The 19,322-nt window shown below is 72.0% G+C and carries 21 protein-coding genes; 11 read left to right on the forward strand and 10 right to left on the reverse strand.

All coding sequences use genetic code 11. The features are described from left to right. The first annotated feature begins 56 nt into the window (after positions 1-56). Positions 57-845 (forward strand): hypothetical protein, encoded by a 789-nt coding sequence (locus ISP_RS25700; RefSeq protein ID WP_013226765.1) that lies wholly within the window; start codon positions 57-59, stop codon positions 843-845. 10 nt (positions 846-855) lie between these two features. Beyond that, positions 856-1,074, forward strand: a complete 219-nt coding sequence (locus tag ISP_RS25705; RefSeq protein WP_013226766.1) for a class I SAM-dependent methyltransferase — start codon at positions 856-858, stop codon at positions 1,072-1,074. A gap of 229 nt (positions 1,075-1,303) precedes the next feature. Here ISP_RS25705 and ISP_RS25710 read toward each other — a convergent pair whose 3' ends face one another. Next, positions 1,304-2,347 (reverse strand): ferrochelatase, encoded by a 1,044-nt coding sequence (locus tag ISP_RS25710; RefSeq protein WP_013226767.1) that lies wholly within the window; start codon positions 2,345-2,347, stop codon positions 1,304-1,306. 87 nt (positions 2,348-2,434) lie between these two features. Between ISP_RS25710 and ISP_RS25715 the strand changes: the two genes are divergently transcribed. Both ISP_RS25715 and ISP_RS25720 read left to right on the forward strand, forming a co-directional pair. Continuing rightward, positions 2,435-3,019, forward strand: coding sequence for a TetR/AcrR family transcriptional regulator (locus ISP_RS25715; RefSeq protein WP_013226768.1), 585 nt, complete (start codon positions 2,435-2,437; stop codon positions 3,017-3,019). Between the two features lie 74 nt (positions 3,020-3,093). Next, the gene (locus ISP_RS25720; protein WP_013226769.1) at positions 3,094-4,254 is read left to right on the forward strand and encodes a Cmx/CmrA family chloramphenicol efflux MFS transporter; all 1,161 of its coding nucleotides are present in this window, start codon (positions 3,094-3,096) and stop codon (positions 4,252-4,254) included. A gap of 3 nt (positions 4,255-4,257) precedes the next feature. On the opposite strand, the gene fabI is transcribed toward ISP_RS25720, so the two are convergent. Both fabI and fabG read right to left on the reverse strand, forming a co-directional pair. Further along, complete coding sequence (gene fabI / locus ISP_RS25725) at positions 4,258-5,025, reverse strand: enoyl-ACP reductase FabI (protein ID WP_013226770.1); 768 nt, start codon at positions 5,023-5,025, stop codon at positions 4,258-4,260. Positions 5,026-5,075: 50 nt separating this feature from the next. Next, positions 5,076-5,780: a beta-ketoacyl-ACP reductase gene (fabG, locus tag ISP_RS25730; RefSeq protein ID WP_013226771.1), complete on the reverse strand. Its 705-nt coding sequence runs from the start codon at positions 5,778-5,780 to the stop codon at positions 5,076-5,078. Between the two features lie 312 nt (positions 5,781-6,092). On the opposite strand from fabG, the gene ISP_RS25735 reads away from it, so the two are divergent. The 6 genes from ISP_RS25735 to ISP_RS25760 are packed head-to-tail and all read left to right on the forward strand — an operon-like array spanning position 6,093 to position 11,344. Next, positions 6,093-7,418 carry an MFS transporter gene (locus tag ISP_RS25735; protein WP_013226772.1) on the forward strand — a complete coding sequence of 442 codons (1,326 nt, stop codon included), beginning with the start codon at positions 6,093-6,095 and terminating at the stop codon, positions 7,416-7,418. A gap of 7 nt (positions 7,419-7,425) precedes the next feature. Next, positions 7,426-8,094 carry a response regulator transcription factor gene (locus ISP_RS25740; protein WP_013226773.1) on the forward strand — a complete coding sequence of 223 codons (669 nt, stop codon included), beginning with the start codon at positions 7,426-7,428 and terminating at the stop codon, positions 8,092-8,094. A gap of 4 nt (positions 8,095-8,098) precedes the next feature. Beyond that, a complete protein-coding gene (locus tag ISP_RS25745; RefSeq protein ID WP_013226774.1) occupies positions 8,099-9,493 on the forward strand; it encodes a sensor histidine kinase in 1,395 nt (464 codons plus the stop codon). Then, positions 9,490-10,434, forward strand: coding sequence for a TAXI family TRAP transporter solute-binding subunit (locus tag ISP_RS25750; RefSeq protein ID WP_013226775.1), 945 nt, complete (start codon positions 9,490-9,492; stop codon positions 10,432-10,434). Before ISP_RS25745 ends, ISP_RS25750 begins: the two co-directional genes overlap by 4 nt. A 15-nt stretch (positions 10,435-10,449) precedes the next feature. Beyond that, on the forward strand, positions 10,450-10,872 hold the full coding sequence (locus ISP_RS25755) for an acyl-CoA thioesterase (protein ID WP_013226776.1): 423 nt from the start codon (positions 10,450-10,452) through the stop codon (positions 10,870-10,872). Between the two features lie 4 nt (positions 10,873-10,876). Further along, a complete protein-coding gene (locus tag ISP_RS25760) occupies positions 10,877-11,344 on the forward strand; it encodes a tRNA (cytidine(34)-2'-O)-methyltransferase (RefSeq protein WP_013226777.1) in 468 nt (155 codons plus the stop codon). Positions 11,345-11,410: 66 nt separating this feature from the next. On the opposite strand, the gene ISP_RS25765 is transcribed toward ISP_RS25760, so the two are convergent. Further along, positions 11,411-12,535, reverse strand: coding sequence for a hypothetical protein (locus ISP_RS25765; RefSeq protein ID WP_141748482.1), 1,125 nt, complete (start codon positions 12,533-12,535; stop codon positions 11,411-11,413). A 110-nt stretch (positions 12,536-12,645) separates the two neighbouring features. Between ISP_RS25765 and ISP_RS25770 the strand changes: the two genes are divergently transcribed. Then, the gene (locus ISP_RS25770) at positions 12,646-13,155 is read left to right on the forward strand and encodes a hypothetical protein (protein ID WP_013226778.1); all 510 of its coding nucleotides are present in this window, start codon (positions 12,646-12,648) and stop codon (positions 13,153-13,155) included. A gap of 1 nt (position 13,156) precedes the next feature. On the opposite strand, the gene ISP_RS25775 is transcribed toward ISP_RS25770, so the two are convergent. The 6 genes from ISP_RS25775 to ISP_RS25800 form a co-directional block, all read right to left on the reverse strand. Next, complete coding sequence (locus ISP_RS25775; RefSeq protein ID WP_013226779.1) at positions 13,157-14,137, reverse strand: VWA domain-containing protein; 981 nt, start codon at positions 14,135-14,137, stop codon at positions 13,157-13,159. 73 nt (positions 14,138-14,210) lie between these two features. Continuing rightward, positions 14,211-15,155 carry a DUF58 domain-containing protein gene (locus ISP_RS25780; protein ID WP_013226780.1) on the reverse strand — a complete coding sequence of 315 codons (945 nt, stop codon included), beginning with the start codon at positions 15,153-15,155 and terminating at the stop codon, positions 14,211-14,213. A 7-nt stretch (positions 15,156-15,162) separates the two neighbouring features. Further along, the gene (locus ISP_RS25785; protein ID WP_013226781.1) at positions 15,163-16,236 is read right to left on the reverse strand and encodes an AAA family ATPase; all 1,074 of its coding nucleotides are present in this window, start codon (positions 16,234-16,236) and stop codon (positions 15,163-15,165) included. Positions 16,237-16,484: 248 nt separating this feature from the next. After that, positions 16,485-17,030 carry a molybdenum cofactor guanylyltransferase gene (gene mobA / locus ISP_RS25790; RefSeq protein ID WP_013226782.1) on the reverse strand — a complete coding sequence of 182 codons (546 nt, stop codon included), beginning with the start codon at positions 17,028-17,030 and terminating at the stop codon, positions 16,485-16,487. A 170-nt stretch (positions 17,031-17,200) separates the two neighbouring features. Further along, positions 17,201-17,914: an SAM-dependent methyltransferase gene (locus ISP_RS25795; RefSeq protein ID WP_013226783.1), complete on the reverse strand. Its 714-nt coding sequence runs from the start codon at positions 17,912-17,914 to the stop codon at positions 17,201-17,203. A 43-nt stretch (positions 17,915-17,957) separates the two neighbouring features. Continuing rightward, on the reverse strand, positions 17,958-19,277 hold the full coding sequence (locus ISP_RS25800; protein ID WP_013226784.1) for an NlpC/P60 family protein: 1,320 nt from the start codon (positions 19,275-19,277) through the stop codon (positions 17,958-17,960). Between the last annotated feature and the right edge of the window lie 45 nt (positions 19,278-19,322).

Here is a 19,322-nt window from a genome sequence, read left to right on the forward strand (position 1 = left end):
GCCCGCTCGGAGTCTCGGGGGCGAGCCGGTAAAATAGGCCGGTAAAATAGGGAACTGTGTGCCGTCCCAGTGCGACTTTCGCCGTCTGGTCGAGCGCGTGGCTCAACGGGGCCGCCGCGTCCGACGATGTCCTCGATGCCCTGCTCGCGTGGGGTGAGGCCCACGACGTCGTGGCCGCCGACGCCGCCGCCTTCGCGCTCCCGCTGGCGTTCAACCGGGCGGCCACGCCGGTCCAGCTGCTGATGGCGCTGCGTTCGCAAAGAGCGAAATCGCTGCACCTGGTGCTGCCCGTCCCCGGCGACGTGCGCGGCCTCGGCGGCGGCGGGCCGTTCACCGAAGCGGCGTTGCGCGCGGGTGACGCGCTGGTGCTCCCCGACCTCGGGTTCGGCCTGGTGCCGGAGCCGATCGCCGAAGGCCTGGTGCGCTGGACCGTCTATTCGCTGCCGTCGCCGACGACCCCGGAGTACGTGCCGCTCGGCGAGGCCGAGCATGGGCTGACGGACGCGATCCGGGCCAGCGCGGGGGCGTTGCAGACCCTGGACGTGGCCTCCGACCGGCCGGGCGTGCGCGCGGAGCTGTCGGCCCACCTGCGTTCGCGCCCGGACGTCGACTGGCCGGCCGGGACACCCGGGCGCGCGTTGCGGGTGCTGCAGCGGGCCGAGGAGATCGCGGCGATCCTGGCGATCGCGTCCTCGGACGAGCCGGGCGGGGCGTTGTCGGCTTCGGCTTCGACGTTGCGGGCCCAGGCGTTGCGGCCGCTGTCGGACGCGGTCCGGACGGCCCGCTGCGCGGCGGTCGACGAGGCGGTGCGCGCGTTCGCGGAGCAGACGGCCCGCGAAGGCTGAGCCTGCCACGATGACCGAGGACACGTGGGCCGCGGTGGCCGGCGATTTCGCCGACGGCGCCTACGCGTCCGTGAAGGGCCGCGTGCGCACTTACGTGATGCACCGGCAGCTGCGGGAACACCTGCCCACCCCGCCGGCCTCGGTGCTCGACGTCGGCGGCGGCGCCGGCCACCAGTCGTTCCCGCTGGCCCGCGCGGGCTACAACGTCACCCTGTGCCACGGCGTGTGATGAAAGGACGCTGGGAAGACGCGCTGGAAGCGTTCGACGCCGGTTACCGAAATCGGGGTGCTGGGCCTGCCGACGCGCGCCGGCACGGTCGCGGAACTGAGCGAGGCCCTCCGCAGCCGCGGCGTGGAACCCGTTCAGTGGTACGGAGTCTGGCCGTCGGGTTCGAAGCCGGCCGGCGGGATCCCTACCGCCGGCTCAGCCGCGTCTTCCACCTGGTCGGGCGCCGGACCTAACGGCCCGGCCGCTTCGCCGGTTCGCAGCAGCCGATCGCGCAGGGAGCGCCGTTGACGGTGCAGCCGGCGACCGGGAACGACGACAGCTTGCGCGCCGGGACCCCGTGCGTGTGCTCGCGGATCAGCTCCACCACCAGCTCCGCAAACCTCGGGTCGCCGCCCGCGGTCGCCGCGCGGGCGAAGGCCATCCCGTGCTCCGCGGCGCGTTCCGCGGCCTCGTTGTCCAGGTCCCAGATCACCTCGAGGTGGTCCGACACGAACCCGATCGGCGACACGACCACGCCACGCACCCCGCCGGCGTGCAGCGCGTCGAGGTGGTCGACGATGTCCGGCTCCAGCCACGGCACCTGCGGCGGCCCGGAGCGCGACTGCCAGACGACGTCGTACTCCGCGACACCCGCCTCGGCCGCCACCAGGCGAGCCGCTTCCGCGATCTGCCGCGAGTACCGGTGGCCGCCCTCCGCGGGCGGTCCCGAGGCGCGATCGGCGCTCTCCGGCACCGAGTGGGCCGTGAACACCGTGCGGATCCCGGGCTCGTTCCCCAGTGACGCGTGGGCGGCGCGCACCCCGTCGGCGACCGCCGAGACGAACAGCGGGTGGTCGAAGAACTGGCGGATCTTCACCAGTTCGGGGGCATCGGCACCGACCGCCGCGCGGGCGCGCTCGATGTCCTCGTCGTACTGGCGGCACGCCGAGTAGCCGCCGTACGCGCTCGTGGGGAACACCAGGACGCGCTTCGCGCCGTCTGACGTCAGCGTGGCCAAGGTCTCCTCGACCATCGGGTGCCAGTTGCGGTTGCCGAAGTGCACCGGCAGTTCCATGCCGGCCGCCGCGAGCTGCTTCTCGACCGCGGCCATCGCGTCGCGGTTCAGCTTGTTGATCGGCGAGACACCGCCGAAGTGCTGGTAGTGCTCGGCGACCTCGAGGAGCCGCTCGCGCGGCACCCCCCGGCCCCGGGTGACGTTCTCGAGGAACGGCATGACCTCGTCGGGCCCTTCCGGGCCGCCGAACGAAAGCCACAGCAACGCGTCGTATCCCACCCCCGCCATCTTGCCGATGTGGCGGCCCGCACGCTGAGCCGGGCCGGTTATGAATCGAGCAGTCCAAAACCGTGGTACGGTGCTCCCATGGCCAGGCCACGGGAGTTCGACGAAACCGCCGCCGTCGAGAAGGCGATGCACGCGTTCTGGGAACACGGCTACGAAGCGACGACGACGCAGGACCTGTGCGAAGCGACCGGGCTCGGCCGCAGCAGCGTCTACAACACCTTCACCAGCAAGCGGGCCCTCTTCCGGCGTTCGCTGGCGCACTACACCGACACCCAGCTGGACAAGCGCCAAGCGCTCCTCGACGGCCCGGGCACCGCGGCCGAGCGGATCGCCGCGGTGCTCGACAGCGCCATCGAGGCCGACCTCGAGGATCGCCGCCGCGGCTGCTTCGTGGTCAACACCCTGGCCGAGCTCGGCCTGCCCGACGACGAGGTGGGCGCCGCGCTGCGCGGCGACACCGACCGGAACCTGACCATGTTCGCCGAGTGCGTCCGGGAGGGCGTGCTCGACGGCAGCCTCCGGGACGGCCTGGACCCCGCCGAGGTGGCGGAGTTCCTGCTCAGCACCACCTCGGGCCTGCGCGTGATGGCCCGCCGCGGCACGAGCCCCGACAGCATGCACGCCGTCGCCGACATCGCGCTTTCGGCGATCCTCGCCCGCTGACCCACCCCTTCCGCGACCACCCACGGCGCTGCCGCAGTTTTGAACCTACCGATACATAACCCGGAGGAGAACCCATGCCCCTGGCCGTCTTCGTCCTCGGGCTCAGCGTGTTCGCGCTGGGCACGTCCGAGTTCATGATCACCGGCCTGCTCCCCGGCATGGCCGCCGACCTGCACGTGAGCATCCCCGACGCCGGGCTGCTGATCTCGGCGTTCGCCGTCGGCATGGTCGTCGGCGCGCCGCTGCTGGCGATCGGCACCCGCCGGCTCCCCCGCCGCCGCACGCTCCTGGTGATGCTCGGCGTGTTCGTCGCGGCGCACGTCGTCGGCGCCCTCGCCGAGGGGTACGCCGTCCTCTTCGCGACGCGGGTGGTCGCGGCCCTCGCCTGCGCCGGGTTCTGGGCGGTCGCCCTGGCGACGACGATCGCGCTCGTGCCCGTCGAGCGGCGGGGCCGCGCGATGGCGGTCCTGGTCGGCGGCCTGACCGTGGCGAACATCGCCGGGGTGCCCGCCGGCACGTTCCTCGGCCAGCACGCCGGCTGGCGGACGGCGTTCTGGGCGGTGGCGGTGGCGACGCTGGTCGCGGTGGCCGGCGTGGCGCTGCTGGTGCCGGAGACGACCGGTCAGGCGATGAGCGTCCGCGGCGAACTGCGGCTGTACCGCCGGGGCCGGGTCTGGCTCACCCTCGGCGTGATCGCCTTGTGCCAGGCCATGATCTTCGCCGCGTTCAGCTACCTCGCGCCGCTGCTGACCGAGACCGACGGCCTGCCCGGCGAGTGGGTGCCGGGTGTCCTGGCGCTGTTCGGCGTCGGCGCGCTGATCGGGGTCAGCGCGGGTGGGCGGCTGGCCGACCGGCGCCCGTTCGCCACGCTCTACGGCGGCCTCGCGCTCGCGCTCACCGCGTTGCTCGTGCTCGCCCTCACCACCGATGCGCTCGTCGCGGTCGCGGCCGTGCTCGCCTTCGGGGTGGCCGGGTTCGGCGTCAACCCGGCGTTGAACCTGCGCACCTACCAGGTCGCCGGCGACGCGCCGACGCTCGTGGGCGCCAGCACGACCTCGGCGTTCAACGTCGGCAACACCGCCGGGCCGTGGCTGGGCGGCGTCGCGATCGACGCCGGGCTCGGCTTCCCGAGCGTCGCCTGGACCGGGATCGCCCTCGGCGTCGCCACGCTGGCCGCGCTCACGGTCGCCGCCGCCGTCCAGCGCAGCGACGACCGTGAGCTCGTGGCCGTGTGAAGCTCAGATGCCGAGGAAGTGGACCCCGCCGTCGACCATGATCATCGAGCCGGTGGTGGCGGGCAGCCAGTCCGACAGCACCGCGCAGACGCTCTTCGCCACCGGGTCCGGGTCCGTGCTGTCCCAGCCGAGCGGCGCGCGCTCGCCCCAGCCGTCCTCCAGGTCGACGAAGCCCGGGATGGACTTCGCCGCCATGGTCTTCATCGGGCCCGCGCTGACCAGGTTGACGCGGATGCCCTGCGGCCCCAGTTCCTTGGCCAGGTACCGGTTGACCGACTCGAGCCCGGCCTTCGCGACACCCATCCAGTTGTAGACCGGCCACGCGACGCGCGCGTCGAAGTCCATGCCGACGTACGAAGCACCCCGGCCCATCAGCGGCAGGCACGCCTTCGCCAGCGACATGTACGAGTACGTCGAGATCTCGATCGCGGTCTTGACGTCTTCGGCGGGCGCGTCGAGGAACGGCGCGCCGAGGCAGGTCTGCGGGGCGAAGCCGATCGAGTGCAGCACACCGTCCAGGCCGTCGACGTGCTCGCGGACCTTGTCGGCCAGCCCGTCGAGGTGCTCCTGGTTCGTGACGTCGAGTTCGATCACCGGCGCCTCTTCGGGCAGCCGCTTCGCGATGCGCTCGACCAGCGACATGCGGCCGAAGCCGGTCAGCACCACCTTCGCGCCCTCCTGCTGCGCGATCTTGGCCGCGTGGAAGGCGAGCGACGCGTCGGTGATGATGCCGGTGATCAGCAGGCGCTTGCCTTCGAGCAGTCCGGGCACGGGTCCTCCAAGTCTGGGGTTCTGCAAGTCTGGGGTTCTGGGCGGGAAGGTCAGTGGCCGAGGCCGAGGCCGCCGTCCACGGGCAGCACCGCGCCGTTGACGTAGCCGGCCTCGTCGGAGGCCAGGTAGCGCACGGCGGCGGCGATCTCCGACGGCTCGGCGTACCGGCCGGAGGGCACCTGCGCGAGGATTTCCTTCTTGCGCGCCTCGGGCAGCTCGTCGGTCATGTCGGTGTGCACGAACCCGGGCGCGACGACGTTCGAGGTGATGTTGCGCGAGCCGAGCTCACGGGCCAGCGAGCGCGCGAAGCCGACGAGCCCGGCCTTCGACGCGGCGTAGTTGGCCTGCCCGGCGGAACCGGAGAGGCCGACGACCGAGGAGATGAAGACGAACCGGCCCCACTTGCCGCGCAGCATGCCCCGCGAGGCCCGCTTGGCGACCCGGAAGGCACCGGTGAGGTTGGCATCGACAACGCGTTCGAACTGCTCGTCGCTCATCCGCATCAGCAGCGTGTCGTCGGTCAGCCCGGCGTTGGAAACCAGCACCTCGACCGGCCCCTGGTGCTCCTCGACGAGCTTGAAGGCGGCGTCGACCTGCTCGGTGTCGGTGACGTCCGCCTGGACCCCGAAGAGGCCCTCGGGCGCACCCGAACCACGGTGCGTGACGGCGACCCGGTGCCCCTGCTCGGCGAGGTCCCGGGCGATCGCCAGACCGATGCCCCGGTTGCCCCCGGTGACCAGAACCGACCGTCCCACTGTGTGCTCCCTCGTCGTGAACTCCTGCGCTGCTGACGCGCACGAGGTTATCGGCAGGGCCCCCGGGTCGCGCACTCGCGCCCGGCCTCGCCGCCGCCGTCCTGACCGGTGTCAGGCACCGCCTCCCGACCTTGCTGGTTACCCGCTGGTTGGTCACCGTGAGTCGCAACACAGCAGGTCGGCACCGGCCTCCGGCGGACCGCCCGATCGCGGCTGTCCGGCACCGTCCTAAGCGGGTGTTAGGAACGGCCTCCCGGCCTTGCCGGTCGCCCACCGGTTGGTCACCGTGAGTCGCAACACAGGAGGTCGACGATGACAACCCGGCTCAGCGGTGCCGCTCCGGCGGCCGTCAGCGAAAAGCGCGTGATCGGCAACGTGCTGCGCGGCTCGATCGGCAACTTGATCGAGTGGTACGACTGGTACGCCTACGCGGCGTTCACCACCTACTTCGCCAAATCCTTCTTCCCGACGTCCGACACCACGGCCGCATTCCTGGGGACCGCGGCCGTGTTCGCCGTCGGGTTCCTCATGCGGCCGCTGGGCGGGTGGATGCTCGGCCGGTTCGCCGACCGGTTCGGCCGCCGCCGGGCGCTGGTGCTCTCGGTGACGCTGATGGCGGGCGGCTCGCTGCTCATCGCCGTCACGCCGAGCTACCACACGATCGGGATCGCCGCGCCGATCCTGCTGCTGACCGCCCGGCTGATCCAGGGCCTGTCGGTCGGCGGCGAATACTCCACCTCGGCGACCTACCTGTCCGAAGTGGCCACTCCCGGCAAGCGCGGCTTCTACTCGAGCTTCCAGTACGTGACGCTCTACGGCGGCCAGCTGCTGGCGCTGGGTCTCCAGCTGATCCTGCAGGCCCTGCTCACCGAGCAGCAGCTGACGTCCTGGGGCTGGCGGATCGCGTTCGGCGTCGGCACGGTCGCCGCGCTCACCGTCATGTGGCTGCGGCGCGGGATGGACGAATCCGAGAGCTACCAACGCGAAGCAGGCGAAACCACGGGCGAACGCGGCACGCTGCGCGCGCTGGCCAAGTACCCCAAGGAGATCGCGCTCGTCGTCGGCCTGACCCTCGGCGGCACGGTCGGGTTCTACACCTTCGCCACCTACAGCCAGAAGTTCCTGGAGAACACCGCACACATCCCGCGGCGGCAGGTCACCATCGTGCTGTTCTGCGCGATCCTGGTCGCCGCGGTCCTGCAGCCGGTGTTCGGGCGCCTGTCCGACCGGATCGGCCGCCGGCCGCTGCTGCTGTTCTTCGGCATCGGCGGCACGCTGCTCACCGTCCCGCTGATGACGATCATGGGCTCGACCCGCAACCCCGTCGGCGCGTTCTTCCTCGTGCTGGCCGGGCTGGTGGTCGTCGCCGGGTACACCTCCATCAACGCGATCGTGAAGGCCGAGCTGTTCCCGACGAAGATCCGGGCGCTGGGCGTCGGGCTGCCCTACGCGCTGACCGTGGCGATCTTCGGCGGCACCGCCGAGCTGATCGCGCAGGCGCTGAAGAGCGCCGGGCACGAACCGGTGTTCTTCTGGTACGTCGCGGGCTGTGTCCTGGTGTCCCTGATCGTCTACGGCACAATGCGGGAAACCTCGAAGACCTCCGAGCTGGAAGAGCGCAGGGAAGACAACCGCTGACAGGGGGATGGCCGTGCGCGTGCTCCTCGTCGAAGACGACGCGGGTGTCGCCGCTGCGCTCGCCGAGTCGCTGCACGCGCGCGGTCATCCCGTCACCAGCGTCGCCCGCGGAGCCGACGCGCTGCACCGGCACCGCGCGGCCGACCTCGTCCTGCTGGACCTGGGCCTGCCCGACCTCGACGGTCTCGACGTCCTCCGCAAGATCCGGGCCGTCTCGCCGGTCCCGGTGATCGTGCTGACCGCCCGCGGCGACGAACGCTCGGTCGTGCGCGGGCTGCGGCTCGGCGCCGACGACTACCTCACGAAGCCGGTCCGGCTGGCCGAGCTGCTGGCCCGGATGGACGCCGTCGTGCGGCGCGCGGTGGCCCGCGCCACCCCGGCCGGCGACGTCGTCCGGATCGAAGACGTCGAGATCGACCTCGGCGCCCGCCGGGTCCTGGTCGCCGGGCACGACATCGGGCTCACCACCAAGGAGTTCGAGATCCTGGCCGTGCTCGCCGCCCGCCCCGGCACCGCGGTCAGCCGCCAGCAGCTCATGGACGAGGTCTGGGGCGACGCCTACCTCGCGGTGTCGCGCTCGCTCGACGTCCACCTGACCGGCCTGCGCGCCAAGCTCGACCGGCCCGGCCTGCTCACCACCATCCGCGGCTTCGGCTACCGGCTCGGCCGGGACTGAACCCGTGCGCACCCGGCTGCTGGTGGTCCTGGTCGCCCTCGCCCTCGCGGTGGTCGCCGCGTTCGCCGTACCGCTGCTGACCGCCACCGCCGAGCAGCGCACGCAGCAGCTGGTCATCTCCCGCACCGCCGACGTCGACCGGTTCGTCGTGCTCGCCCAGCAGGCGGTCGACACCCACGATCCCGCGGCCCTCGCGGCCGACGCGGAGCGCTACGCCCAGCTGTACGGCGAAGGTGTCGTCATCGTCGACGCCCGGCGCCTGCCGCTGGTGCAGGCGGGCGACCTGACCGCGAGCACCCCGGCGGTGCGCGCGCTGGTGGAAGCGACCATGCGCAACGAACCGGCGCCGCGGGTGGACCGGCTGGACCCGTGGTCGGCCGAACCGGCGTACTTCGCCCGCCCGGTCGGCACCGGCACCCGCGTGTCCGGCGTGGTCGTGCTGCGCGCGTCGGTGACGTCCGCGGCCGCGGACGTCGCCACCGGGTGGGGCACCATCGGCGCCGGCGCGGTGCTGGTCGCGATGGTGTTCGTGCTGCTCGCCGTGGTGCTGGCCCGGTGGATGGTGCGGCCGCTGCACGAGCTCGAGACCGGGGTGCTGGCCGTGGCGGGCGGGCACCGGGCGCACGTCCCGGAGCGCACCGGGCCGCGCGAGCTGCGGTCGCTGGCCGCCGAGGTCAACCGGATGTCCGAGGCCGTGCTCGAGGCCGCCGAGCAGCAGCACCGGCTGGTCGCCGACGCCTCGCACCAGCTGCGGAACCCGATGGCGGCGCTGCGGCTGCGGGTCGACTCCCTGGCCGGGCGGATCGACGGCGACGACACCACCTACCGGGCGACCGTCGCCGAAGTCGAACGCCTGGAGAAGCTGCTCGACGGCCTGCTGGCGCTCGCACTGGCCGAGAGCACCGCGACCCGCGTCGCCGCCGGGGGTGCCGATGAGGCCTGCGACCTCGCGTCCGTGCTCGCCGAACGCGTCGACGCCTGGCGCCCGGCCGCCGAGGACGCCGGGTCGACGATCGTGCCGCCGCCGGGTCATGACGAGCCGGTGATCGTGCGCTGCCCCGAAGGCGAGCTCGCGCAGATCCTCGACGTACTGCTGGACAACGCCGTCCACTACGCCGGCCGCGGCGCGAAGATCACGACGGACTGGGAAAGCGGCACCTCGGCCGCCACGCTCGTCGTCTCCGACAACGGGCCAGGACTGTCCGAACAGGACAGAGCGCGGGCGACGGAACGGTTCTGGCGCGCCGGTGGCGAAGGCGCGCCGCGCGGCACCGGCCTCGGCCTGGCCATCGCCCACCAGCAGGTGCGCACCCGCGGCGGGGTCCTGGACCTGCGGCAGGCACTCCCCCACGGCCTCGAAGTCCGCGTCACGCTGCCGCTGCGGGAGGTGCCGGGATGACGCTCACCCGCCGCACGGCCCTGCTCGGCGGCCTCGGCCTCGCGCTGGCCGGCTGTTCGGCGGCCGGCTACCGCGGCCCGGAACGCACGCTCACCATCGCCGCCGGCGAGCGCGGCGGGTTCTACCTGGCCTTCGCCGAGCTGCTCTCGGCCGAGCTGAACCGCGCGGAACCGCTGCTGCACGCCACCGCCGTGCCGACCGAGGCGAGCGTCGCCAACGTCGGCCTCGTGCAGCGGGGGCAGGCCGACCTCGGGCTGGTGCTCGCCGACGTCGCCCAGACCGCGCTCGGCGGTGGGCCGCCGTTCGCCGGGACGGTCCCGCTGCTGGCCCTCGGCCGCGTCTACGAGAACTACCTGCAGCTCGTCGTGCGCGCGGACGGGCCGGTGCGTGGCCTGGCCGACCTCGCCGGGCGCGCGGTGTCCCTGGGCGCGGGCGGCTCCGGGGCGGCGCAGCTCGGCGAGCGCGTGTTCGCCACGGCGGGCGTCGCGGTGGACGCCCGGCACCTGCTGTTCGACGACGCGGTCCGCGCGCTGGCCGGCCGCCGCATCGACGCGATGCTGTGGTCGGGCGGGGTCCCGACGCCGAAGCTCGCCGAGCTGACCCGGACGACCCCGATCGCGCTGCTGCCCCTGGACTCGGTGGTGCCCGCCCTGCGCGCGGCGTACGGCCCGGTGTACGACCAGGTCCAGGTCCCGGACGGTGCGTACCGCGGCGTCGGCGCGCTGAGCACGATCGGCGTGGCGAACCTGCTGGTGTGCGCGCCTTCGCTGCCCGACGACGTCGCCGCGGCCGTGGTCCGGCTGCTCGTCGAGCGCGCCACGGCGCTGGTGCCCGCCGAAGCCGTGGGGACGCAGTTCCTCGACGTCCGGACGCTGATCGGGACCCAACCGGTCGCGCTGCAGCCGGGCGCGGCGGCCGCGTACCGGGCCTTACACGGCTGAACTAGATTGGCAGCCGTGACCGCACCTCGCCGCCCGATCGCCGAGATGCCGCTGCGCGTGCGCTACCACGAGTGCGACGGCCAGGGCATCGTCTTCAACGCCCACTACCTGGCCTATGTGGACATGTGCTCGTTCGAGGCGGAGAAGGCCCTGTTCGGCTCCCACGAGGAATTCCTGGCGCACGGCACCGACGTCGTGGTCGCGGAGGCGAACCTGAAGTTCCGCGCGCCGGCCCGCTACGACGAGGAACTGGTCGTCTCCCAGTACCCGAACCACCTCGGCACGACGTCGCTGATCTTCGACTTCGAGATCCACCGCGGCGAGACCCTCGTGGCGGCGGCGACCATCCGGTACGTCTTCATCGACCCGGCGACCCTGCGGCCCACGCCGCCGCCGGACGCGGTCCGCAAGGTCTACGCGGCCTTGCTCGGGGACTGAGCCCGTGTTCCGCGTTCTCTTCTACCAGCCGGAAATCCCGCCCAACACCGGCAACGCGATCCGGCTGGCCGCCAACACCGGCTGCGAACTGCACCTGGTCGAGCCGCTCGGCTTCACGTTGGAGGACAAGCAGCTGCGCCGGGCCGGGCTCGACTACCACGACCTGGCGCGGGTGCGGGTGCACGCTTCGCTGGTCGCGGCCTGGGAAGTGCTCCTGCCGGCCAAGGTCTACGCGTTCACCGCCTCGGCGACGCGGCTGTACACCGATGTCGCCTACACGCCGGGTGACGTCCTGATGTTCGGGCCGGAGTCGGTGGGATTGCCGGCGGCGGTGCAGGAGGCACCCGAGGTGACCGACCGCGTGCGGCTGCCGATGCTGCCGACGAGCCGGTCGCTCAACCTCGCGAACACCGCGGCGATCACGGTCTACGAGGCCTGGCGCCAGAACGGCTTCGCGATCCCGGGATTGTGATCCGACCGGCCATTCCGTGCCCGACTTGTTCTCTCGCGCAAGCAGGGCATCGCACCCGGCACCGGATCACCGCCCTTCCGCCCAGCCATTGATCAGACCTGCACTCAGGCCCATGTTCCACGGAAAGAGGTGCACAATACAGACACCACGTGGAGTTGCGTTCAACGCGATCATGGGTATCCAGTACGCTGCGAAGTGCAGAATTGCCAAACCGACCCAGCCAAGGGCGGAAAATATGGCCGACCACGTCAGCAAGCCTTTTGCAACCAGGGTCCCTATGAGAGAAATGATATTCACGACCGAGGTGGCCCCAAGCGCCTTGAGGGCATTCAGTACCTTCTCGGCACACACCGCGTCGAGGCACACTCGAACACCAAGGGGATAGACCCACGCCCACTGAATGGACCACGTGCCATTGGCGAGGCATTCGCCAATGGCTTTGATGAAGGTCAAGATCTGGTCAGCCAATTTCGCATAGTCAGGGCCGGGCAGCGGCGGCGGCGGCTTCTTTTTCTCGCCGCCATCACCTCCGCCACCGCCTCCGTCATCCGGGCGGAGCCGAGCAAAATCGGAGGGACCGAGCGGAATTCCACGACCCAAACCTCGAAGAGGCGGCGTGAAAGCCGAGGGACGCCGCTGGACATCCGGTCGCACACGAAGGAGCGGGATCGAAGAGTTCGCAGAACTTTGCAACATCGAAAGGTGCTCGTCCGCGAGCACGTACTCGGGGCAGTTCCGGAACACGCTGAGCGCTTCCCTCGCCTCCCTCGAAGAAGCCCCCTCCCGAATTCCAAGCCATTCCCAGTCCGGCAAAGTCATCGCCTCAACCGATTGAACATGAGAAAGCGATCGCCACGGAATCGGACGGAATCCCGGATCCTCAGGACCTGGACCGAGTGGCTTTACAGCGAAACCGTCGTCAAGCATTTCCAAAAAGTTGAGCGCAACTTCGTCCGACTCCGGCGAACCAGCTTGCTCTCTCATTGCATCAGCGACAAGAACGTTGACCGACGTTGCTGCACCAGACAGGTCGCCACCGAACTGCCCGCCGTTACGCAGATCAATAAATCGGGCGCAAAGTTGGACCAAATGCAGTAAGATCGAAGAATCATCGAAAATGCCATGACCCGTTGCTTTCGAGCGAAATATCAGTACAGCCCAGAGCAATCTTTTACCTGAATACGACTTCAATAAAAGACGGTACGACTGATCGGCGGCCTGGACGGGAGTTCCGCGATCGCCCGCACGAGGCTGTACCGGTCAAGGCCGGCAGCTTGATCACCCTCCGGTAGGTTCGCCGGATGCGACAGCAGTTTCTGGGGGCGCTCATCGGCGCCGCGTTCGGGACCGTCTTCGTCCTCGTCAACTCCGGTGCCCCCGTCCCCGCGGTGCTGGGCTGGGTGCTGCGCGCCCTCGCCGTGCTCGCGCTCGCGGCGGTGGTGGTCCTCGGTGTCCGCGCGGGTGGGCGGCCGACGCTCGACGACCGGCCGATGTTCGGGCCGAGCTATCGGGTGATCGTCGGCGGCGAAGTGGTGCTGCTCGTCGCCGGGTTCTTCGTGCTGAGCCTGCTGGAGGCGCCCGTGCAGGCCAACGTCGCCTGGATCGCGACCGTCGTTGGCCTGCACTTCGTCGCGCTCGCCTCGGCGTGGAAGACCCGCTCGATCCTCGTCGTCGGCGTGGTACTGACCGTGCTCGGCGTCGCCGGGCTCGCCCTGCTCGAGAGCGCGACGGAGTGGGTGCCGTTCGTCAGCGGCGTCCTCTCCGGGGTGACCCTGCTCGGCGGAAGCCTGTACGGCGTCCGCCGAGCCTGAGTCAGGGCAGCCGTTGCCCGAAGAACAGGCTGGCCGCCGCGCCCAACATGAGGATCAACGTCCCCACCACCAGCCACGGCTTGCTCGCGTCGGCGTCCTTGAGCTCGTAGCCGATCTGCTCGCCGAGGTCGGCATAGACCTTCTTCAGCTCCTCGGCGCTGGCCGCCTTGTAGAAGTCGCCGCCCGAGAGGCGCGCGATCTCGCGCAGCGATTCGTCGTCCACGCTGACCGGCTGGGGCTTGTCGTCGATGGTGACCGAACCGTGGGTGGTGCCGAAGGAAATCGACGAGATCGGCACCCCGGCCTGCTTCGCCGCCTGCGCCGCGGTGTACCCGCCGCGCGCCGCATACAGGTCCTCGGGCACCGTCTGCTTCCCGTCGGACATCAGCACGATCCGCGCCGGCGGCGGCCCGTCCGCCCCGCCGACGAGGCTCGAGAAGCTCTCCACCGACTGCAGCGCCGCGAAGATGCCTTCCCCGGTCGCCGTCGACTGGGCCAGCTTCAGGTTTTCGATCGCCTTGATCACGCCGTTGCGGTCGGTGGTCGGGTTGACCAGCACCGTCGCCGTGCCCGCGAACGAGATCAGCCCCAGGTTGATCCCCGGGGTCATGTTCCGCGCGAAGCTCGTCGCCGCTTCTTGGGCGGCCTGCAACCGCGTCGGGAGGACGTCGGTGGCTTCCATGGACAGCGACACGTCGATCACCAGCATCACGGTCGCCCGGTTGCGCGGCACCTTCTGCTCGGCGGTGGGCCCGGCCAGCGCCACCGTGAGCAGCAGCAGCGACACCACGATCAGCACGGCCGGCAGGTGCCGGATCCAGCCCTGGCTCTTCGGTGCGACCTTTTCCAGCAGGTCCAGGTTCGCGAACCGCATGGTCCGCTTCCGGCGCGCCCGCTGCGCGAGCACGTACCCGACGGCGACCGCGGCGACCGCGATCAGCAGCAGGAACCACCACGGCGACGCGAAGCCCGTCAAGCTCATGCGCACACCTCGCTGACGCTCGGTGCCGCCTGAGCCGGGAGCGCTGTGTCGAATGGTCCGATCGCAAACTCCCTCACGCGACACCCCCCGACCAGCGGCGCTTGCGGGCGACGACGAACCGCACCATGTCGGCGATCCAGTCGGCGTCCGTGCGCAGCGTCAGGTGGGCCGCGCCCGCGCGCCGCAGACTCGCCGCCACCTTCTGCCGGTGGGCGTGGGCCGCGGCCCCGAACTCCTTGCGCAGCAAGGCCGACGCGTGCACTTCGCGCTGTTTCCCTGTCTCCGGGTCGGCCAGCACGACGGTGCCCACCTCGGGCAGGTCGATGTCGCGCGGGTCGAGGACTTCGATCGCGATCAGTTCGTGGCGCCCGCCGAGTGCCCGCAGCGGCCGCTCCCAGGACTCATCGCCCAGGAAGTCGGAGATCACCACGGCCAGGCCACGCCGGCGCGGCGGGCGGCGCAGCGCTTCGAGGGCCTGGGCGAAGTCGCCCCGGGTGCCCTCGGCCGCGCGCGGTGTCTCGGCGAGCTTGCGCACCAGCCCGCGGGCGTGTGCCAGGCCGCCGCGCGCCGGGATGCGGGTCGTGTCGGCGCCGGTGGAGATCAGCGCGCCGATCCGGTTGCCGCCGCCTCCGGTGAGGTGGGCGACCGCCGCGACGGCGCAGACCACCAGATCGCGCTTCTCGCACAGCGCGGTGCCGAAGTCGAGGCTCGCCGAAAGGTCGGCGACGACCCACGTCTCCAGCTCGCGATCGGCCACGGTCTCGCGGATGTGCGGGGTCGTGGTGCGGGCGGTGACCGCCCAGTCCATCCGGCGCACGTCGTCGCCGGGCTGGTACGGGCGGGCCTCGCCGGGCTCGGACCCCGGCCCCGGCACCAGGCCGAGGTGGTTGCCCTGCAGCAGCCCGTCGAGCCGGCGGCGGACGTCGAGCTCCAGCGTGCGGAGCCCGGCCTCCAGGCGGTCGCCGCGCAGGACCGGCGGCGCCCACGAAGGGCGCCGGCCCTTCTCGTTCTTCGCCATCGCCGGGTTACCTGACCGGCGCGCCCGCCGGGACCGGGCCGCCCTGGCCGGTCCCGCCCTGCGGCCGGGCCGAGACCTGCGGCAGCGGCACGGTCTGCAGCACGCGCGTGATGATGTGGTCGATCGGCACGCCGTCGGCGAGGGCGTCGTAGGACAGCACGAGCCGGTGGCGCAGCACGTCGGGGACGACGTCGACGACGTCCTGGGGCAGCACGTAGTCGCGGCCGCGGACCAGGGCCAGTGCCCGCGCGGCGGCGATGATGCCGAGGCTCGCCCGCGGCGAAGCACCGTAGGACACCCAGCCGGCGACGTCGGCGAGGCCGTGCTCGTTCGGCGTGCGGGTGGTCAGCACCAGGCGGACCACGTAGTCGACCAGGGCGTGGTGCACGAACACCTGCGACGCGACGCCCTGCAGCCGGACGAGCTCGCCCGGGCTGAGCACCTCGTGCGGGGTGGGCGGGGTGACGCCCATCCGGTAGATGATCTCGCGCTCCTCCTCGGCGGAGGGGTACTCGACGACGATCTTGAACAGGAACCGGTCGCGCTGCGCCTCCGGCAGCGGGTACACGCCTTCGTTCTCGATCGGGTTCTGCGTGGCGAGCACGAGGAACGGGTCGGGCATCGGGAAGGTCTGGCCGCCGATCGACACGTGCCGCTCGGCCATCACCTCGAGCATCGCCGACTGGACCTTGGCCGGCGCGCGGTTGATCTCGTCGGCGAGCACGAAGTTCGCCACGACCGGGCCGAGCTCGACGTCGAAGCGCTCGGCGCCCTGGCGGTAGATCCGGGTGCCGAGGATGTCCGCGGGCACCAGGTCGGGGGTGAACTGCACGCGGGAGAACGAGCCGCCGACGACCCGGGCGAACGTCTCGACGGCGAGGGTCTTCGCCACGCCGGGCACGCCTTCGAGCAGCAGGTGGCCCTTGGCCAGCAGGCCGACCAGCATCCGCTCGACCAGGCGATCCTGGCCGACGATGATCCGCTTGACCTCGAACACGGTCCGCTCCAGCAACTGGGCGTCCCGCGCCGGCGTCGCGGGCTGCTGCCCGTTCCCGCCCTCGGCGTAGCCGGGCTCGGTCACTCTGCCTCCTCGAAATCTCGTGCGCCGCCCCCGCGACGGTGATCACGCGGTGCGACCGTACTGCGCCCCCGCTCGTCCGTCTCATCCGGCACGCGGACGAACGCACTTGGCCCTCGATCAGCCAACACGGTCACCGGTGTGGCACCTGTGAAGCACCTGTTCGGCAGGACAGCGGAGCCGGACCGTGCGGGTCAGGGACCGCCACCCCGTCGCTGGTGGCCGGCCTCGGCACGGGCCGCCGGCGCAGCTTAGCGATGCCGCTCGAGGTCCTCGGGGGTGTCGATGTCGTCGGCTTCGCCCCGTTCCGCCGGGACCTCGGCCACCGCCAGCCCGCCGAGGACCCGGCGCAAGGCCGCGTTCTCCGCCTGCTCCGGCACCGCCGCCCGCAGCGACGGCACCCGCCAGGCGCCCAGCAGCCACTGGCGCTCCCCCGCCGCGTCCACCAGGACCGCGCCGTCGCCGTCGCCGACCGCCGCCACCAGCCGGTCCACTGTGGAGCGCCGGACGCCCGGGAGGTCGGCGGCCAGCACCACGACCGCCTCGACGTCGTCGGGCACGAACACCAGGCCCGCCGCCAGCGCCGCCACCGGCCCGGTGCCCGGCACCGGTTCGCGCGTCCACACGACGTCGAAGCCCGGCCGGCGCGGGCCGACCGCGATCACCCGCTCGGCGCCGTCGAGGGCGTGGATCGCGCGCGCCAGCAACGGTTTCCCGCCCACCGACAGCGCCGGCTTGTCCACACCGGACAACCGGCGGGCCGAGCCACCGGCCACCACGATCCCCGCGTAGCGCACCGGGGCACCCTAGCGGCCCGGGCCGAGGTAGGTGAAGCCCTGGCGTACCTGGTCCGCGCGCTCTGCCGGCCGGGAAGCCGCCGGCACGGGACTGCGAGGTCGCGGCGGACCGCCCGGCCCGGGGACCCCCGGCGGATCATCGAGCGCACCCGAGCGGCGGCTGCCGGACTTCAGCGGCCCAGCACGAGGTAGGTGAAGCCCAGCACGCCCCGGTAGTCCCGGACGTATTGCCGCAACCGCCGGTCGAGCCACTCCCGGATCTCACCCGCCCGCGGGTCGGCCGGGTGCGCCACCAGCCACTCCGCCCAGGCGGCCCGCGAGGTCGACTCGAAGTCGTCCCACTCCAGCTGGTCGGCGGTGCTGAAGTGCAGCACGCGCCAGCCGGCGCCGGCCACGGCGTCGAGCAGGTCCGGCAGGGTCAGCAGGTCCGGGCCGAAGATCTCCCGCGCCGCCGGGCCGGGCGCCGCCGCCCAGAAGCCGTCGCCGTAGAGCAGCCGGCCGGACGGCCGGACCACCCCGGCGATCGCTTCCAGCGCCGCCGTGGTCGAGCCGAAGATGTGGGCGGCGCCGATGCAGAACACCCGCTCGGCCGGAACGTCCCAGGTCGCGGCGTCCGACTCGGCGAAGTCCACCGCCAGGCCACGCGACGCGGCCACCGCCCGGCCGCGGTCGAGGCCGGTCACGTCGGTGTCGACGCCGGTCGCGCGCAGGCCCGGAGCGCGGGCGGCCGCCCGCAGCAGCAGCTCGCCCCAGCCGCAGCCGAGGTCGACGAGCCGGCCCGCGTCCAGGGCCATCCGGTCGAGCAGCAGGTCCGCGTGCGGCTCGGACAACGGCGTGTTCCAGCGCATCCGGGTGCGCCGCAGCGCGTTCAGTTCGTCGTCCACGCGGCCGATCTTCGCGAAGCCGGCGGCCGCCGTCGAGCGGGTTTCAGCCGACCAGCCGCGTCGCGTACGGCATGATCCCGCCGTAGCGCACCGGGGCGACCCGGACCCGCAGGCCGGACTGCGGCGCCTCGACCATCTGCCCGCCGCCGAGGTAGAGCGCAACGTGGTGGATGCCGCCGGGCCCACCCCAGAACAGCAGGTCGCCGCGGCGCATCTGGGACAGCGGCACCTGCCGTCCCGACGAGTACTGGTAACCGCTGTAGTGCGGCAGCGAGCGGACCCCGGCGAAGGCGTAGATCATCAGGCCGGAGCAGTCGAAGCCGATCTTGTTGTAGTCGCCGTAGCGGTCGGCGACGCCGCCGTCGCGGATGCCGCGGGTCGCGCCGCTCGTGTTGCCGCCGCCCCAGGCGTAGGGCAGCCCGAGCGTGGACAGCGCCCGCGCGATCACCGCCTCGATCGACGAGCCGGCCGGCCCCGACGGCGCCGGGCCGCCCGACGGACGGCCACCGCCCCCGGCCGTGGCGGCGGCGAGCGCGGCCTGGCGCGCGCGTTCCTCGTCCTCGCGCTGCTTCTGGGCGAGCCAGTCCTGGTAGCGCTGCCGCTGGCCCTGCAGGCCGCTGACCTTGGCCTGGGCGGCGTAGAGCTGCTGCTCGACGTCGGACTTGTTCTTCTCGAGCTGCGAGTTCTGGGCTGCCTGGCCGTCCTGGGCGCGTTCGGCGGTGGTCTGCGCGGCGTCGGCGCTGTTCTTCGCCCGGCGGGCCGCGTCCTGCTTCTGCTGGGCGATCTCGGCGGCCTTGCGGGCGGCGGCGTCCTTGTTGGACTTCTCGGTCTGCGCCTGCTGGAGCCGGTCGAGGGCGTTGAGCCGGTCGCCGCCGACGGCGTCGAGCAGCTGCGCGCGGGCGAGCATGTTCTTGGGGCTGTCCGCGCTCAGGTACGCCGAGAGCGAGCCGACCGTGCTGCCCTGCTGGAAGCTGGCGGCGGCGAAGGTCTTCAGGTCCGCCCGGGCCTGGTCGATGGCCGCCGCGGCCGCGTCGGCTTCGGTGCGGGCGGCCTTCGCGTCGTTCTCCGCCTGCGCCGCGTCGTCCTGCGCGGTCTGCAGGTCGACCAGCGCCTTGTTGGCCTGTTCCTGCTTGAGCTCGACGTCGTCCTGCAGCTGCGTGAGTTTCTGCTCGGCCTGGGCCAGCTGGTTGGTCAGCCGGCCGACCTCGCCGGCCTTCGCGTTCGCGTCGGCCTTGCCGGCCTGGATCTCCGAATCGCTGGGGTTCGGCGGCGGCGGGGGCGCCGCGAGGCCCGTGCCACCCGCGCCGAACAAGATCACCAGCGTGAGCGTGCTCACGCTGAGTCCCCGGCGGACGCGCGGCACCCTCGAACCCCCGCACTGTCCTAACAAGACCGCCACCTCCGCTCA

Source organism: Amycolatopsis mediterranei, from assembly GCF_026017845.1.
GTDB classification, from domain to species: domain Bacteria; phylum Actinomycetota; class Actinomycetes; order Mycobacteriales; family Pseudonocardiaceae; genus Amycolatopsis; species Amycolatopsis mediterranei.